The organism is Enterococcus eurekensis (genome assembly GCF_042654605.1).
GTDB lineage: Bacteria > Bacillota > Bacilli > Lactobacillales > Enterococcaceae > Enterococcus_I > Enterococcus_I eurekensis.
Genome location: NZ_JBHSGT010000037.1, coordinates 63,127 through 81,224 on the forward strand (window position 1 = coordinate 63,127; position 18,098 = coordinate 81,224).

Annotated in this window: 14 protein-coding genes; 11 read left to right on the forward strand and 3 right to left on the reverse strand. The window is 35.9% G+C overall.

What is annotated here, in order from left to right:
* Nucleotides 1-13: 13 nt before the first annotated feature.
* Genes ACFO3L_RS05575 through ACFO3L_RS05585 form a run of 3 tightly spaced genes read right to left on the reverse strand, consistent with a single transcriptional unit; the run spans nt 14 to nt 3,581 of the window.
* Complete coding sequence (locus tag ACFO3L_RS05575) at nt 14-1,906, reverse strand: PTS fructose transporter subunit IIABC (protein ID WP_379964683.1); 1,893 nt, start codon at nt 1,904-1,906, stop codon at nt 14-16.
* The gene (gene pfkB, locus ACFO3L_RS05580) at nt 1,906-2,829 is read right to left on the reverse strand and encodes a 1-phosphofructokinase (protein ID WP_379964685.1); all 924 of its coding nucleotides are present in this window, start codon (nt 2,827-2,829) and stop codon (nt 1,906-1,908) included. The genes ACFO3L_RS05575 and pfkB overlap by 1 nt, the downstream gene beginning before the upstream one ends.
* Nucleotides 2,826-3,581 (reverse strand): DeoR/GlpR family DNA-binding transcription regulator, encoded by a 756-nt coding sequence (locus tag ACFO3L_RS05585; protein WP_379964712.1) that lies wholly within the window; start codon nt 3,579-3,581, stop codon nt 2,826-2,828. Before ACFO3L_RS05585 ends, pfkB begins: the two co-directional genes overlap by 4 nt.
* 184 nt (nt 3,582-3,765) lie before the next feature.
* Here ACFO3L_RS05585 and pcrA point away from each other — a divergent pair, with 184 nt between their 5' ends.
* The 11 genes from pcrA (at nt 3,766) to ACFO3L_RS05640 (ending at nt 18,023) form a co-directional block, all read left to right on the forward strand.
* Nucleotides 3,766-6,012 carry a DNA helicase PcrA gene (gene pcrA / locus ACFO3L_RS05590; RefSeq protein WP_379964687.1) on the forward strand — a complete coding sequence of 749 codons (2,247 nt, stop codon included), beginning with the start codon at nt 3,766-3,768 and terminating at the stop codon, nt 6,010-6,012.
* A gap of 27 nt (nt 6,013-6,039) precedes the next feature.
* Nucleotides 6,040-8,049, forward strand: a complete 2,010-nt coding sequence (ligA, locus tag ACFO3L_RS05595) for an NAD-dependent DNA ligase LigA (protein WP_379964689.1) — start codon at nt 6,040-6,042, stop codon at nt 8,047-8,049.
* A 3-nt stretch (nt 8,050-8,052) separates the two neighbouring features.
* Nucleotides 8,053-9,150, forward strand: coding sequence for a CamS family sex pheromone protein (locus ACFO3L_RS05600; RefSeq protein WP_379964691.1), 1,098 nt, complete (start codon nt 8,053-8,055; stop codon nt 9,148-9,150).
* Nucleotides 9,151-9,297: 147 nt separating this feature from the next.
* Nucleotides 9,298-9,603, forward strand: a complete 306-nt coding sequence (gene gatC, locus ACFO3L_RS05605) for an Asp-tRNA(Asn)/Glu-tRNA(Gln) amidotransferase subunit GatC (RefSeq protein ID WP_379964693.1) — start codon at nt 9,298-9,300, stop codon at nt 9,601-9,603.
* Entirely contained in the window at nt 9,603-11,072 is a 1,470-nt protein-coding gene (gatA, locus tag ACFO3L_RS05610; RefSeq protein ID WP_379964695.1) for an Asp-tRNA(Asn)/Glu-tRNA(Gln) amidotransferase subunit GatA, read from the forward strand. The genes gatC and gatA overlap by 1 nt, the downstream gene beginning before the upstream one ends.
* Complete coding sequence (gene gatB / locus ACFO3L_RS05615; RefSeq protein ID WP_379964697.1) at nt 11,072-12,502, forward strand: Asp-tRNA(Asn)/Glu-tRNA(Gln) amidotransferase subunit GatB; 1,431 nt, start codon at nt 11,072-11,074, stop codon at nt 12,500-12,502. Before gatA ends, gatB begins: the two co-directional genes overlap by 1 nt.
* 10 nt (nt 12,503-12,512) lie before the next feature.
* On the forward strand, nt 12,513-13,514 hold the full coding sequence (locus ACFO3L_RS05620; RefSeq protein WP_379964699.1) for a diacylglycerol kinase: 1,002 nt from the start codon (nt 12,513-12,515) through the stop codon (nt 13,512-13,514).
* Between the two features lie 122 nt (nt 13,515-13,636).
* Entirely contained in the window at nt 13,637-15,010 is a 1,374-nt protein-coding gene (gene rlmD, locus ACFO3L_RS05625; protein WP_379964701.1) for a 23S rRNA (uracil(1939)-C(5))-methyltransferase RlmD, read from the forward strand.
* A 566-nt stretch (nt 15,011-15,576) separates the two neighbouring features.
* Complete coding sequence (locus tag ACFO3L_RS05630) at nt 15,577-17,244, forward strand: N-6 DNA methylase (protein ID WP_379964703.1); 1,668 nt, start codon at nt 15,577-15,579, stop codon at nt 17,242-17,244.
* Nucleotides 17,244-17,597, forward strand: a complete 354-nt coding sequence (locus tag ACFO3L_RS05635; protein WP_106776067.1) for a hypothetical protein — start codon at nt 17,244-17,246, stop codon at nt 17,595-17,597. The genes ACFO3L_RS05630 and ACFO3L_RS05635 overlap by 1 nt, the downstream gene beginning before the upstream one ends.
* 297 nt (nt 17,598-17,894) lie before the next feature.
* Nucleotides 17,895-18,023: a type I restriction-modification system subunit M N-terminal domain-containing protein gene (locus tag ACFO3L_RS05640; protein WP_242969005.1), complete on the forward strand. Its 129-nt coding sequence runs from the start codon at nt 17,895-17,897 to the stop codon at nt 18,021-18,023.
* Nucleotides 18,024-18,098 lie beyond the last annotated feature (75 nt).

Consider the following 18,098-nt stretch of genomic DNA (forward strand, 5'->3'; position numbering starts at 1 on the left):
GACGTTTTTGCTTTTATTTGGTTGTTTGTTTCAGTACTCCTAATAATATTCCGGAAACGACTGCTCCGATTAAGATAAATAAGAGATACATTAAGGGATTGCTTAGTAAGAAGATAACAAAGACTCCTCCATGAGGGGCTAATAATTTAATACTAAAAGCGCCGACTAAACCACCAGTAATACCAGCACCAATCATAAAACTAGGAATGGCACGTAGAGGATCAGCTGCGGCAAAAGGGATCGCGCCTTCTGTTACGAAAGAAAGTCCCATAACGATATTGGTTAATCCGGCTTCTCTTTCTTGTTGGCTAAATTTGTTTTTGAATAAACGTGTAGCAACGAAAATAGCTAGCGGTGGTACCATTCCAGCGGCCATGACTGAAGCCATAACAACACTTCCACCAGTTGCAACGGTTGAGGCTAATGTGCCGGTACCAAAAACATAGGCGGCTTTATTAATGGGACCACCTAAGTCAGCGGCCATCATAATCCCTAAAATAATTCCTAAGAGTGCGGCATTGGTACCATCCATACTAAGTAGGAAATTATTGAGCGCATCATTAATTAATTTCATTGGAACATTGATTAATAACATCAAGAAGCCTGTTAAAAGTAAGCCGAAAAATGGATAGAAAAGGATAGTCTTAATACCATCAAGCGATTTGGGTAGACCTTGAAGTGCTTTACGTAAAAATTGAATGACATAACCTGCTAAAAACCCACCAACTAAAGCGCCTAAGAAACCAGCACCGCCACTACTTGCTAGCGCTCCGGCTGCAAATCCGGCAACTAATCCTGGACGATCACTGATACTCATGGCGATAAATCCAGCGAAGACAGGTAACATGAAACTAAAGGCTGCACTACCAATTTGGTTAAACCAAGCAGCTTGCAGGTTATAGGAACCTAATTGATCCAAAGAATCAACAGGAACACCGATAAATTGATCAATCATAAACGATAGTGCAATTAAAATACCACCAGCAATGACGAAAGGTAACATATGGGAAACACCGTTCATCAGATTTTTATAAATCTCTTGACCAAAAGAACCACTCGTTTGACTTTCTTCTTGGCTCGTTGAAGTATCGCCGTGATAAATAGGAGCAGTCCCTGAAAGGGCTTCATTAATTAAACTTTCTGTTTTACGAATACCATCACTAACAGGACGATTAATTAGTTGTTTGCCGTCAAAGCGATTCATTTCAACTTTTTTATCAGCTGCAACAATAACTGCACTTGCTCTGGCGATGTCTTCTTTTGTTAACTTATTTTTTATACCTTCAGAACCGTTTGTTTCAACTTTTATTTCAACACCCATTTCTTTAGCTTTTAATTTTAAAGAATCAGCTGCCATAAAAGTGTGCGCAATCCCGGTAGGACAAGCCGTAACAGCAACTAAGAACGGGCGACTAGCAACGTCTTTGATTGTCTCTTCCGGTTCATTGGTATTGTCTTCGATGGGTTTAAAAAGTTCTAAGACTTGTTCTTTAGATTGAACATTTTTTAATTGTTCGACAAATTTCGGATCAATCAAACGTCCTGAAAGAGAGGCAAGAGCTTGAAGATGCGTGTTATTTGCACCTTCTGGAGCCGCAATCATAAAGAATAAGAACGTGGGTTGTCCATCAAGCGCTTCGTAATCAACACCTGTGCTGCTTTTGGCGAAAAGGACAGTTGCTTGGTTTACAGCCGCATTTTTTGCGTGGGGCATCGCAATACCATCGCCTAAACCAGTTGATGTTTGGTTTTCTCGAGCAATAATTCCTTCTTTGAAAATCTCACGGTCAGAAATCGCACCGACTTCAAAAAGTTTTTCAACCATTTCATCAATGGCTTCTCGTTTGGTCGTAGCTTTTAAATCCATAATCATCGCGTCTTTTTGCAATAAATCTGTTATTTCCATTATTTTTCCTCCTCAATTTTTGTAATTACTACTTCAGACAATAATTCTAAAATAAAATCTTTACTGGCTAAATCATCAGAAAAGGCAGTTGCACTACCACAGGCAACACCCCAACGGAAGGCTTCAAGTGAATCTTGGCTAACAGAATAGTTGCCAACAAAACCCGCAATCATAGAATCACCAGCCCCGACAGAATTTTTTAAAGGTCTTTTGATTGGAGCTGCTTGATACACACCAGTTTCTGTGAAAAGTAATGCGCCATCACCGGCCATTGAAATAATTACGTGTTCGGGACCATCTTTTAACAGTTTTTTTCCATAATAGATAAGAGAACTGAAATCAGTAATGGTTGTTTGATACAGATCGGCTAGTTCCTCTTTATTAGGTTTAATTAGTAATGGACGATTGGGAAGAGCACTCAATAAATCTGGACCTGTCGTATCAATAATGAACTGAGCCTTTTTACTTTGGATCAAGTGAATCAGTTGTATATAGAAATCTTCCGGTAAACTCTTTGGCCGATTGCCAGCTAAGACCACAATATCATCAGCCGTTATTATTTCAAAAGTTTTTAAAAAGTTCTTAATTTCCGAGTCTGAAATTTGGGGTCCTAAACCATTTATTTCTGATTCATTGGTTGATTTTAATTTGATATTGATTCGTGTGTCACCGTTTACTTCAGTAAAATGACTCCTTACACCTTCCTTTGCTAAAAATGCGTCAACATAGGTACCGGTAAAGCCACCTAGAAAACCTAAGGCAGTCGTTGGTCGATTGAGACGTTTTAAAATACGCGAAACATTGATACCTTTACCACCAGGAAATTTTAGTTCTTTTGTCATCCGATTAACTTGTCCAAGTTTAAAATCTTCTACGTGAACAATATAATCAATGGACGGGTTTAGTGTGACTGTGTAAATCATTTTGCAACCTCCGTGACTTTGGTTATTTTTTTTAATTTGGTTAATTCTTCTTTTGGACAATAATCGGTAATGATTTCACCTGTTTTTAATGGAAAAATTTGAGCAAAGCTACGTTCCTTGAATTTAGAGTGATCAGCTAAGATATATGATTTTTGACTTTGATTGGCTGCTGTTTTTTTTAAAAAGGCCTCTTCAGGGTCAGGAGTTGTAAAACCAGCTTTTTCATCAATCCCATTTGTTCCAAGAAAAGCTTTATCAAAATAAAATTGTTGCAATTGTTGAACGGCACTCGAACCAAGAATCGCATTCGTTTGGGCCTTAAGTGTACCTCCTAAAATAATAGTAGGGATTTGTTCTTCTAGTAATTGAATGGCGTGATTAATCGAATTGGTGACGACGGTTAATGAGTATTCCTTTGGTAATAAAGGAATCATTTCCAAAGTGGTCGAACCTGCGTCAAGATAAATGATATCGTTAGGTTGGACGAGACTAGCTGCAAATTGAGCAATGGCCTTTTTTTCTTGTTGGTAGCGTTCCTTTTTTTCGATCATAGAAGGTTCGTAACTTAAAGGTTGCTTTTTTTTGGCACCGCCATGAACTCTAATTAATAAACCACGATCTTCTAAAGTTTGAAGATCTCTTCGAATGGTCGATTCAGACGAACCAATTGAACGACCGATTTCATGAATTGTTATGGTATTATGTTCTTCTAAATAATTCAAAATAAATTGATAACGCTCATCTGTAAGCATTTTCATCACTCCTCCAGTTAAATATAGCATATTTTATTTTCATATTCAATCATAATCAGTCAAAATCAATCAAAATCAACCAAAAAAGTAAAAAGAAATTCTTTTTTTCCGGTTGTTCCCTTTGATGAAAAATCAGTAGATGCTATAATTGAAGAGATGAAAAAAAGAAAGGATGTTGAATTTTATGTCATCCAAGCATGCGCTATTAAAAGGAATGAATGAACGACAACAAGAAGCTGTTCAATTAACACAAGGGCCGCTTTTATTAATGGCTGGAGCCGGAAGTGGCAAGACCCGAGTCTTAACACATCGGATTGCCTATTTGATTGAAGAAAAAATGATTAATCCTTGGAATATTTTAGCGATTACTTTTACGAATAAAGCAGCTAAAGAAATGAAAGAACGGGTAACTCAATTATTAGGTTCACAAGGGGAAGATGTTTGGGTTTCGACCTTTCACTCAATGTGTGTCCGTATTTTACGCAGAGACATTGATAAAATTGGTTATTCGCAAAATTTTACCATCTTAGATTCAAGCGAGCAGCTATCTGTGATGAAACGTATCATTAAAGAATTGAATTTAGACCCTAAAAAATACGATGCTCGCGGTATTTTAGCAACCATTTCGAATGCAAAAAATGAAATATTGACGCCCAAAAAATACGAGGCTTTAGAAGGCGATTACTATCAAAAAATTGTAGCCAAATGTTATACTCGTTACCAAAAAGAATTGCAACGAAACCAATGTATGGATTTTGATGATTTAATTATGAATACGATTCGTTTGTTTCAAGGCGCACCCGAAGTTTTAGCGTTTTATCAGAATAAGTTTCAATATATTCACGTTGATGAATACCAAGATACCAACCATGCGCAATACACACTCGTTAATTTATTAGCAGCGCGTTTTAAGAACCTTTGTGTTGTCGGAGACGCTGACCAGAGTATTTATGGCTGGCGTGGCGCAGATATGCAAAATATTTTAGACTTTGAAAAGGATTATCCCAATGCTAAAGTCATTTTGCTTGAACAAAATTATCGTTCAACACAAACGATTCTTGAAGCAGCCAACCAGGTGATTAAAAACAATCGTAATCGTCATGAGAAAAAACTTTGGACACAAAATCCTGAAGGCAAAGCAATTACTTACTATCGTGGGCAAAGTGAACGAGAAGAAGGTCAATTTATTGTCAATCAGATTGGGGAAGGAATCCGAGAAGAAAACCGTAAGTATAGTGATTTTGCTGTCTTGTATCGTACCAATGCTCAATCTCGTGCGATTGAGGATGTGCTCTTAAAAGCAAATATCCCCTACAAAATGGTTGGTGGACATAAATTCTACGATCGTAAAGAGATTAAAGATTTACTTGCCTATTTAAATGCGATTGCCAATCCAAGTGATTCCATTAGTTTGGAAAGAATTATCAATGTACCAAAACGTGGTGTCGGACCAACTTCATTAAATAAATTGCATCAATTTGCCAATATGCACGATTGGTCGTTACTTGAAACGGCGCAAAATGCTGATTTAGCCAATATCTCTGGTAAAGCGGGTTCAGAATTAAAAGCATTCGGTCAAATGATGCTCGACTTTACTCAAATGATTCCATATTTGTCGGTGACGGAGTTGACTGAGCAAGTACTTGAAAAAAGCGGTTATTTGAATGAATTACGCATTCAAAATACTTTGGAAGCACAAGCACGAATTGAAAACTTAGAAGAGTTTTTAACTGTTACCCAAGAATTTGATAAACAATATAGATTAGAAGTTGAAAATGAGGAAGGGGAAACGTCTCCCGAAGAACGTTTAATTATCTTTTTAAATGATTTAGCCTTACTATCGGATGTGGATTCGTATGAAGAAGAAAGTTCGCAAGTCACATTGATGACCTTACATGCAGCCAAAGGTTTAGAGTTTCCTGTTGTCTTCTTAGTTGGGATGGAAGAAAATGTTTTTCCATCTTCTCGTTCATTAACGGAAGATAAAGATGTCGAGGAAGAACGCCGTTTAGCCTATGTTGGTATTACTCGAGCAGAAGAAAAGCTCTATATTACGAATGCTTTTTCTAGGATGTTGTATGGTCGTAGCCAATACAATCGACCATCACGCTTTATTAGTGAAATTAACCAAACGTTATTAGAAGAAACATCAAATCGTCCGGCAGCAACAAATCAAGGTTATGTTAGCCCACAAGTCATGAAGCCGGTCTATCATCAACCGACAAGAGCAGCTGTTTCTAATAAGCAAATGACTGGTGCGCACGCAAGTGATTGGTCAATCGGAGATAAAGTTAATCATAAAAAATGGGGCCAAGGAACCGTCGTTAAGCTGATTAGTAGTGGTCAGGATACAGAATTATTTATTGCTTTTCCACAACAAGGTGTGAAACGACTCTTAGCAGCTTTTGCACCCATTGAAAAAATCGAATAAAAAGAATAAATGTAGGAGGCGATTACTATGGAACCACAACAAAGAATGAAGGAATTAATCGAAGAGCTTAATCGTTACGCTCATGAGTATTATGTACAAGATAAACCAACTGTCGAAGATTTCGTTTACGATCGTCTATATGCAGAATTAACCGAATTAGAAGCAAAATATCCGATGTTGATTGCGGCGGACTCTCCAACCCAACGTGTGGGGGGCATTATTTCACCTGGATTTGAAAAGGTCAATCATGAAATTCAATTATTTAGTTTGAATGATGCCTTTAATCAAGCTGATTTAGCAGCTTTTAATCAACGAGTTGAAAGAGCATTGGGGCACGCCGTTTCTTATACGTGTGAGTTGAAAATTGACGGTTTGTCGATTTCTCTACGCTATGAAGAAGGTAAATTTGTCCGCGGCGCTACACGTGGGGATGGGACAATCGGTGAAAATATTACTGAAAATCTTAAAACAATTCGCTCAATTCCTTTACAGTTAAAACAGCCATACTCAATGGAAGTTCGTGGTGAATGTTATATGCCAAAGCAGTCTTTTCTTAAATTAAATCAAGAACGAGAAGAAGCAGGACAAGATGTCTTCGCTAATCCTCGTAACGCAGCTGCCGGTAGTGTTCGTCAACTCGATTCGAGTATCACGGCTAAGCGAAACCTAAGCAGTTTTTTATATACCGTGGCGGATGCAGGAATGTTACATGTAACCAATCAAATCGATGCCCTAGGCGAATTAGAAGAATTAGGATTTAAAATCAACCCTGAATATCGTTTATGTCAAAATATTGAGGAAGTATGGGATTATATTCAAGAATTCCAGCAAAAACGTAGTGATTTACCTTATGAGATTGATGGCGTGGTTATTAAAGTTAACGAGTTTGTGCAACAAGACGAGTTAGGTTTTACTGTGAGAGCTCCACGTTGGGCAATCGCTTATAAATTTCCACCTGAAGAAGTTGAAACGACCGTTGAAGACATTGAGTGGACGATTGGCCGAACAGGGGTTGTGACACCAACAGCAGTAATGACTCCGGTTAAAGTTGCAGGAACAACTGTTAGCCGTGCGAGTTTACATAATCGTGATTTTATTGAATTAAAAGATATTCGCTTAAATGATCAAGTAGTTATCTATAAAGCCGGCGACATTATTCCTGAAGTCGCTTATGTGCTAGTTGACAAGCGTTCAAAAGACAGTGTGCCTTATCCAATCCCAACTCATTGTCCAGTCTGTGCGAGTGAATTGGTTCATTTAGAAGAAGAAGTTGCCCTACGTTGTATTAATCCTAAGTGTCCGGCACAAATGAAAGAAGGATTGAATCACTTCGTTTCACGTAATGCGATGAACATTGAGGGGCTTGGACCAAAAGTTCTTGCACAATTATATGATAAAGAATTAGTGAAAGATGTTGCTGATTTATATTTGTTAACGGAAGCAGATTTTTTAAGTTTGGATAAAATTAAAGAAAAATCGGCCAACAATTTCTTAACAGCGATTGAAGGAAGTAAAGGCAATTCAGCCGAGCGATTACTCTTTGGTTTAGGTATTCGTCATGTTGGTGCCAAAGCGGCTAAAATTTTAATGGAACATTTTGGTGATATTCCAACGCTTAGTTTAGCCCAGAAAGAAGAGATTTCGAGTATTTTTTCAATTGGGGAAACTATCGCAGACAGTGTCGTTAATTATTTTGAACATAAGGAAGTCAAAGAGTTGTTACTTGAATTTCAAGCTGCCGGCGTGAATTTGGCTTATCTTGGAAAAACAACCGCAGAATTGGCAGAAGTGACGTCTATTTTTAAAGATAAAACAGTCGTCCTAACTGGAAAACTTTCGCATTTTAATCGTGAAGATGCAAAAGCATTGATTGAAAATCAAGGTGGGAAAGTCACAGGTAGCGTTTCGAAAAAAACGGATTTGGTGATTGCAGGTGAAGAGGCAGGTAGTAAACTGACCAAAGCCCAAAGTCTAGGAATAGAGGTCTGGACTGAGGAAGAGTTCGTCGCAAACGTCGAAGAAAAAGATGGAGAGTAGTCAATGAAAAAACAAGGACACTTACTAGTACTTGCAACTAGTTTCTTTTTGTTAGCTAGTTGCGGTAGTTTAGAAAAAGAAATCAAACCGATTCGAGATGAACAAGCAGCAAACCAAACCGTTACAACTGGCCGAGTCGATCATGGTGTTTATCAAGGTGTTTTGACGGAGGGGTCGTATCAAACGAGTTCGATTCGTGGTTTGACTGCTGGTGGTACCTCAGTAGGATATAATCAAAAAAACTTTGAAGCGGGCTTGTTGAAACTTTCTAAAGCTACTTTTCCAACAGATGTTTATTACTTCCATGAAGGTAGCGTCTTAAATGAAGAAACGGTCTTGAAATGGTTAGGAAGAGAATCCAAAGAAAATCCAGAAGGCTTAAATGCTGAAAATAAAGAAATACCCCTTGTTTTTCAACAAGCGATTGAATACGATTTTTTTAAAGAAGATGGAGAATCATTAAGTGGCTTAAGTCTAGGATTATCTTTTACGCGTTACGATGAAGAGGCGAATTCAACGACACCGATATCACAAGAAGTATTTATGAAACAAGTTCGGAAAACAGTCAACGGAGTCTTGAGTCGAGTCCGTAAAATGCCCAGCCTAGAAAAAGTACCAATTGTCATTGGAATCTTTGAACAAGCCAAGAGTACGGATATTAATGGAGGCCATTATATTTATTCAGCCGTTAGCAAAGACGGGGAAAAGGCCGTGGATCTTTTTGACGAGGTGGAAGAAGCATATATTACCTTACCGGTTTTAAGCGGCCAATCAAACCTGGCGACGGAACAAGGTTTGGCAAAAGTCTTTCAAACATTTAAATCGAGTTTGCAAAAAGCCTTTCCACAAGTAGTCGGTGTGACTGGTAAAGCGCATTATCTCGATAAAGAAGTTGAGTCACTAGTTATCAATCTGGATTCTAAATATTTTAGTCAAACAGAAATTGATAGTTTGACCCAATTTGTCGGCAAACAAATTGAATCGTTGTTTGAAGAAATTCAAGGATCCGTTGAAATCCAAATTCAAGCAGTGGCGACACCGCAAGCCTATGTGGGAAGAAAAGCCGGAGAAAAAGAAATTATCTCTTATCAATTTGATTGATAAAATGTTGGATATAACGCTTTCAAATGTTTTAAATAGCGATTCCAATGAAAAAAGTGGAATTTCATTTCAACAAGAGTGATAAAATGATACAATACAGTGAAAAGAAAATGCAAAGTTGCATGAATGGATAAGAGGGGGATAATATTGGCAATTAGTGAAAAAGAAGTCAAACACGTTGCTAACTTAGCAAAGTTGTCTTTTAATGACGATGAGTTAAAAGATTTTACCGTTCAACTAGGAAAAATTATCGATATGGTTGAATTATTAGATGAGGTGGATACCGAAGGCGTTCCCTTTACATCCAATGTCGTTGATGTGATTAACGTGATGCGCGAAGATAATGCTACTGAAGGTTGGAATCGTGATGAATTGATGAAAAATGTTCCAGAGTCAGAAGACGGTTTTATTAAAGTTCCAGCGATTATGGATAATGGGGAGGCTGGCGCGTAATGGCAAATTTATATGATAAAAGTCTAGTTGAGTTGCATAACTTGCTTGCTTCAAGAGAAATTACAGCAACAGATTTAACGCATGCGACCTTTGACCGAATTAAAGAAACGGAACCAAAAGTTGATTCTTTCATTACGTTAAATGAAGAAAAAGCACTTGATTTAGCTAAAGCAATCGATTTAAAAGGAATTACAGATAACAATATTTTAGCAGGGATTCCAATTGGGATTAAAGATAACATTGTAACGAAAGACTTAAGAACAACGGCTGCATCAAAAATGCTTTATAATTTTGAGCCAATCTATGATGCAACAGTTATGGATAAAATTTATCAATCAGATATGATTCCAGTTGGAAAATTAAACATGGATGAATTTGCGATGGGTGGAAGTTCTGAAACGTCATATTTCAAAACGACTAAAAACGCTTGGGATCATACAAAAGTTCCTGGGGGATCATCAGGTGGTTCAGCTGCGGCTGTTGCTGCAGGTCAAATTCCTGTTTCATTAGGAACAGATACGGGTGGTTCAATCCGTCAACCGGCAGCCTTCAACGGGATAGTTGGAATGAAACCGACTTACGGTCGCGTTTCTCGTTACGGATTAATTGCCTTTTCGTCTTCATTAGACCAAATTGGTCCATTGACTCGTAATGTTGAAGACAATGCTTACACATTAAATGCCATCAGTGGGTTTGATGCACAAGATGGCACTTCTTCTGGTCGTTTGGTTCCAGATTTCACAGCAAAACTAACTGGTGATGTTAAAGGAATGAAAATTGCGTTGCCAAAAGAATATTTAGGTGAAGGGATTCAACCTGAAATTAAGGAAGCAATTCTAAAAGCGGCAGATACTTATCGTAAATTAGGGGCAACAGTTGAAGAAGTTAGCTTACCGCATTCAAAATACGGTGTATCAGCTTACTACATTATTGCATCATCTGAAGCAAGTTCAAACTTGCAACGTTTTGATGGTATTCGTTACGGTTACCGTTCGGAAAACATCGATACATTAGAAGATGTTTATGTGAACTCACGTAGTGAAGGGTTTGGTATGGAAGTTAAACGCCGTATTATGTTAGGTAGTTTCTCATTAAGCTCAGGTTTTTACGATGCTCACTTTAAAAAAGCAGGCCAAGTTCGGACATTGATTAAACAAGACTTTGATAATGTTTTCAATGATTATGATTTAATCATTGGCCCAACAGCACCAAACGTCGCTTATGGTCTTGGAGAAAATATTGCAAATCCATTAGCAATGTATCTAAGTGATTTATTAACAATTCCGGTTAACTTAGCGGGCTTACCAGGAATGTCAATTCCGGCTGGATTCTCAGAAGGGTTACCAGTTGGGTTACAAATTATTGGTAAACATTTTGACGAGCAAACAATGTATCAAGCGGCTTACGCTTTTGAACAAGCCACTGATTTCCATACGAAAAAACCAGTGATTTTAGGAGGAGGTAAATAATGAACTTCGAAACTGTCATTGGGCTAGAGGTCCACGTAGAATTAAAAACAAACTCTAAAATTTTCTCACCAGCACCTGCCCATTTTGGTGCAGAACCAAATACCAATACACACGTAATTGACTGGGGCTATCCTGGTGTTTTACCAGTTATGAATAAACAAGCATTGGAATTTGGAATGAAAGCAGCGTTAGCTTTAAACTGTCAAATTTCACAAGATACTTATTTTGACCGTAAAAACTATTTCTATCCAGATAACCCAAAAGCATACCAAATTTCACAAGACGATAAACCAATTGGTCACGATGGTTGGATTGAAATTGAAGTTGAAGGTCAAAAGAAAGTTATTCGAATTAACCGTGTTCATTTAGAAGAAGATGCCGGCAAAAACATGCATGGAAAAGACGGCTATTCACATGTGGACTTAAACCGTCAAGGAACACCATTAATTGAAATTGTTTCAGAAGCTGACATGCGCTCACCTGAAGAAGCATACGCTTTTATTGAAGCGTTACGTTCAATCATCCAATACACAGGTGTTTCTGATGTGAAAATGGAAGAAGGTTCAATGCGTTGTGATGCGAACATTTCTCTACGTCCGTACGGGCAAGAGGAATTTGGTACAAAAGCAGAAATCAAGAACTTGAACTCATTAAACTTTGTTCGCCGTGGCTTGATTTATGAAGAAAAACGCCAAGCAAAAGTTTTATTATCAGGTGGCGAAATCCAACAAGAAACACGCCGTTTTGAAGAAGCAACGAACACAACAAGCTTAATGCGTGTAAAAGAAGGCTCTGCTGATTACCGTTTCTTCCCAGAACCAGACGTTCCTCACTTTAAAATTAGTGATGAATGGGTTGAAAAAGTTCGTCAATCGTTACCAGAAATGCCATTAGCGCGTCGTGCGCGTTATATTGCTGATTTTGAATTGCCAGAATACGATGCAATGGTCTTAACCTTAACAAAAGAAATGTCTGATTTCTTTGATGCAACAATTGCTGCAGGCGCGGATGCCAAACAAGCATCCAACTGGTTAATGGGTGAAGTTTCAGCTTACTTAAATAGTGAAAAATTAGAGTTACACGATACAAAATTAACACCTGAAAACTTAGCAGGCATGATTTCTTTAATTGCTGATGGTACAATCAGTTCGAAAATTGCTAAAAAAGTATTCCGTGAATTAATTTTAAATGGTGGGGATGCGAAGAAAGTCGTTGAAGAAAAGGGCCTAATTCAACTATCCGATCCAAGTCAATTATTACCAATAATTAATGAGATTTTAGATAACAATCAACAATCAATTGATGACTTCAAAAACGGAAAAGATCGTGCAGTTGGTTTCTTAGTTGGTCAAATTATGAAAGCAACTCGCGGTAAAGCTAATCCAGGTATTGTTAATAAATTATTACAAGAAGAACTATCAAAACGTTAAGAGGTGTATCATGAAAAGAGCTCGGGTAATTTATAATCCTACGTCAGGGAAAGAGTTAATGAAAAAAAACTTACCTGATATTTTAGACGTATTGGAACAAGCTGGTTTTGAGGCAAGTGCTTATGCAACGACAGCTGAACCAGAGTCTGCGAAAAAGGAAGCCCGACGAGCAGCGGAGGCGGGCTTTGACTTAGTCGTTGCAGCTGGTGGTGATGGCACAATTAATGAAGTTGTAAACGGAATTGCTCCATTGGAAAATCGTCCTAAAATGGCGATTATTCCAGGAGGAACCACGAATGATTATGCACGGGCTTTAAAGGTGCCACGTGATAACATTCGTGCAGCAGCAGAAGTGATTTTAAAAAATCAAACGGTGAAAATGGACATCGGTAAAGCAGCAGAAATGTATTTTATCAACATTGCTGCTGGTGGTCATTTAACTGAATTAACTTATGAAGTCCCATCTGAATTAAAAAGTATTTTTGGTTATTTAGCTTATTTAGCCAAAGGGGCAGAATTATTGCCGCAAATCAAGCCAATTAAAATGCATTTGAAATATGATGAGGGTGTTTATGAAGGCAATGCCTCGATGTTTTTCTTAGGATTAACCAATTCTGTGGGCGGTTTTGAACAAATTGTTCCAGATGCGAAATTAGATGATGGTAAATTTTCGTTGATTATCGTTAAAACAGCCAATGTCTTTGAGATTATTCATTTAATCCGCCTTATGTTAAGTGGAGGGAAACACGTAAACGACAAACGTTTGATTTACACGAAGACATCAAAATTGGAAGTTAATATTCCAAACCCTGAAAAACGTCTGATGATTAATCTAGATGGTGAGTATGGTGGCGATGCGCCGATGACTTTTACGAACTTAAAAAATCATATTGAATTTTATGCAAATATTGATGATATTCGAGATGATGCTGTCATTGGTGAATACGACGAAGTAAGTAAAGACTTTTTAGAAGAAGTTGAAAAACTTGAACAAAGTGAACAAGCAGAATAAAGAATAATAAAGTTAAGGAAATGTGGAAAAACATTTTGTTTTCAACCACATTTCCTTTCTTGTTGCCTTTTTCAATGAAATTCACTAGAATAGAGTGAATATGCAAATAAAGGAGAAAACAAATGAACCCCAAGAATTTAAAAAAAAACCAAGAATTAGATGTAACAATTATCGATTTGTCGCATGAAGGATTAGGTGTTGCTAAAGTCGATAACTATCCTTTGTTTATCGAAAATGCACTGCCTGGTGAAGAAGTAAAAGTGAAAATCATTAAAGCTGGTAGTAAATTTGGCTATGCTCGTGTTACTGAACGTTTAACAACAAGTCCAGATCGTGAAGAAGTTTTAAATGATGATTTACTACGTACAGGTATCGCTCCGTTAAGCCACTTAGCTTATGCAAAGCAATTAACCTTTAAACAAGAGCAAGTTGCAAAAGTAATGACTAAAATCGCTAAGATGCCGGAAGTGGAAGTGTTACCGACAGTTGGCATGGAATCACCAATTGAATATCGTAACAAAGCACAAATCCCTGTTCGTAAAATGCAAGGTAAATTAGTTACTGGTTTTTATCGTAAGAACAGCCACGATATTATCCCAATTACTGATTTTTACATTCAAGATCCAGCAATTGATTCTGCAATCGTAAAAATTCGTGAAATTTTAGAACGCTTTAATATTACAGCTTATAACGAAGAATTTAATGAAGGCTTTTTACGTCATATCATTATTCGCCGTGGCCATTATAGCCATCAAATGATGGTTGTTTTAGTTACAAGACGTGCGAAATTCTTCAAAGGCCGTGAAATTGCTGAAATTATTAAAGAAGAAATTCCGGAAGTTGTTTCAGTTATTCAAAACATTAATGAAGAAAAAACAAATGTCATTTTAGGTGAAAATGAAAAAGTCTTATTTGGTCAAAGCTATATTGAAGACCAATTACTAGGAAATACGTATCATATTTCATCAAAATCATTCTACCAAGTGAATACGTTACAAGCAGAGGAGTTATACAAAAAAGCCTTCGAGTTAGCGGAACTAAAACCAACAGATGTCGTTATTGATGCGTATGCTGGAATTGGTACGATTGGTTTAAGTATTGCCAAACAAGTTCGTCATGTCTATGGGATGGAAGTCGTTGAAGAAGCCGTCGAAGATGCGAATAAAAATGCGGCAATTAACGGGATTGAAAATGCCACTTACCTAGTTGGTAAAGCAGAAAAAACAATGAAACAATGGGAAAAAGCTGAAATTGCGGCGGATGTTGTGTTTGTTGATCCGCCACGTAAAGGTTTAGATGCGTCATTTATTGAAGCAACTTGTGAAATGAAACCAGAAAAAGTTGTTTATATTTCATGTAATCCTGCCACTATGGCTCGTGACTTAATTGCCTTTAAAGAAAATGGTTACATTGCAAAAGTTGTTCAACCAGTCGATTTATTCCCACAAACACACCATGTGGAGTGCATAGCGTTGATACAAAGACAAACTATGTAGAAATTCTGAGATTCAAGCAGTTTCATGATCATTTCATATTTATTGAAGATGAGCACAATTTCAAGAAAAAAGTGCTAAAAAAGCATTTCGATGTTTCAGTAGTTGTTAACCTAGAGTGTGGAGACACAAGAAAATAAGGAAAGTTAAAAATCAGCAAGGATTAAAATACTTGCTGATTTTTGTATTTATACTTTCAGACTTGTTAAAAGGACAAGTCAAGAATGGTGGTTTTGATAATTCTAGAATGGCAAAAAGGAAAAGTCTAGACTTGTTAAAAAGACAACCTAACTATATAGAGATTAGTTAGATTGATAGAGTTAGATTGATATTAGGGGTGGAAGCAAAAAACTTTTCTTTCAAAAGTGGATATAAACTGATACGGAGATATACCGTAACAGGTTTAAAATAAATATTGACATACTAGTAAATAGAATTATATTTACTTATCTATAAAAGACAAAACAGAAATGGTTTAAGTAAACCATTGACAACCATTTCGTATTATGGTATAGTTAAACCATAATCAAAAAGTTTATTCTATTTAACTAAATTTAGGAGGGAATTGTATGGGAAATGAAAATGTTAATGAAGTAATAAATATTCTAAGAGAAAAAGCAAGTGCAGGAAATTATATTTTTGAATTTGTAATTAATTATTATTTAAGTAGAAAGTTAGAAACCCACTCTTTTGATCAAATCCTAGAAAAATTTGAAGATGAAAATATTAAATATAATTTAAGAGCTATTTATGAAGGGGATAATAATTATAGAAAAGGATTTGATAATCTTAAAGATTTCACATTGGATGAAATCATTGAAATTATTGCAGAACTTTCTGAGTTTACTGGTAGAAGAGGAGAAGGAGAAAATACTACAGTAAAGTCAATTATTGATTTATCCTTAGAGCTTTTAAACTTAGAGAAAGAAGATAGATTATTAGATGTGGGCTCAGGAGTTGGGACAACATTGCTAGAAGCATCTAAAATATCTAATATTTCCGGGATTGAAATCAATCCAGAGAATTATATGCTATCATGCATTTTACTTGACCTATTTGATTTGTCAGTAGAAAAGATGATGCATAAGGATGTCTTTACCTATGATTTAAAAAAATTTAATGCTAATAAAGTTTTTATGAATATGCCTATGAATTTGAAAATGTCAGGGAAAAAATTAGAAGATGTTTTAAAATTAAAATTTGATAAGTCAACTTACAAAAACCATATTAAATCTATTGATTCATCTTGGGTTTTTGCCCTAGATATTATTGAAAATACGGGATATGAGAAGTTTGTAATGCTTGTAAATGGAAATCCTCTTTATAGTGATATTCATCAAGATGTAAGAAAAATATTGATTGATGAAGGAAAGGTTGAAGCAGTTATAGCATTGCCTAGCAACTTATTAGCCTATACAGCTGTTCCTATATACCTAGTTGTATTTAGTCATAATAATGAAAGTATAAGATTTGTTGATGCAACAAATCTTTATTCAGATAGTAAATATAGGCATACAATGGAAAAGAAACATATTGAGAAAATTATAAGTGCATTAGGAGAGGATTCTAATATTAGCAAGACCGTGGAAGATAAGAAATTAGAAGAAGAGGATTTTACCCTTGATCCATTAAGATATACAATGCCAGAATTTCCTTTTGAGGAAAGTATAGAATTAAAAGATGTAGTTAAATCCATTAATAGGGGTCACACTATTAGCAAGAAAGACTTAGATGAGATGACATCAGTTCAGCCAACAAATTATCAATACTTGATGCTGCAAAACTTTCAAGATGGCATATTAGATGAAAACTTACCATATTTAAAAGATTTAGATGAAACTTATGAAAGATATTTATTAAAGGATAATTCTATCATAATTTCTAGATTATCACCTTTTAAAATAGGTTCAGTTGATAAGCTTAAAACAAAAGTGCTAGCCAATGGGAATTTATTCTTTTTAGAAATTAATGAAGATAAAATCAATAAAGATTTTTTGACAGCCTATTTGCAAAGTAGAATAGGTTTAAAAGAAATAGAAAAATATGCTAAGGGCTCTACCATGAAAACAATTAGTATAAGGGATCTTGAAAAAGTTAAAATTCCCAAAATTAGTATGGAGAAACAAATTGAGATTGGAGAGAATTTTGTCCTATTAAATTCGGAATTTAAAGCCATTAAGAAAAGAGCTGAAGAAATAGCAAAAGAAAGATTGAACATATTTGAAGGAGGTATATAATGCTTCTGGATAATGAGTTGAAAATCGATATTGCTTCTGATGCAACAAAAATAGTAATGAAAAGGATTATTAGTGCTAGATCCATTAGTGAGTTGAGAGCTTATCTAAAATCAATAGGGCTTGAGGAATTAACTCCAGAGATAGATAATTTCCAGCCTAATGGTGATATTTATATATTAGGAGATTTGAGTATTAAAGATAATATTGTCTATCAAATATTTAAAGACTTAAGTATAGATGTTAATAGAGTAAAAATAGTAAAAGGATATAATGAGTTTAAGACTTATAATTTCAATAGATTTCAACATGATTATTCAGTAAGACTAATTTTCGTAGGACCAATGCCCCATTAAACACAAGATAAGGGTGATTATTCAAGCATTATTTCAAGAATGGAGCAGGAAGAGGGTTTTCCTAAAATTGTAAGGCTTGGTGTAGAAGGTAATTTAAAAGTTACTAAAACAAACCTTAAAGAGGCTGTAATCAAAGAGATAGAATCTAATTATTTAGATACAAATTAACATGCTAGGAAATTTTTAGAATAAAAACTTACAAAATATTTACTTATTTAATTTTATTTCCCAAGATAAATACCTAAAAGACAATAGTTTTGATAAAATAGAGTTAATAATATAGGAGGTTATTTATATATGAATGAAAGAAATAGATATAAGCAAACAGGAATAAATGTACAACAAAAAGCAAATATGATTTGGAATATAGCAGATATACTTAGAGGACTTTATAAACCTCATGAATATCCCTATGTGTTAGGATAGTTGACGTTGGAATGGCAACACTTTTCTAGACAAAAATTATAAGGTCTGTTTATGACACCATATCCAGTTGCCCTT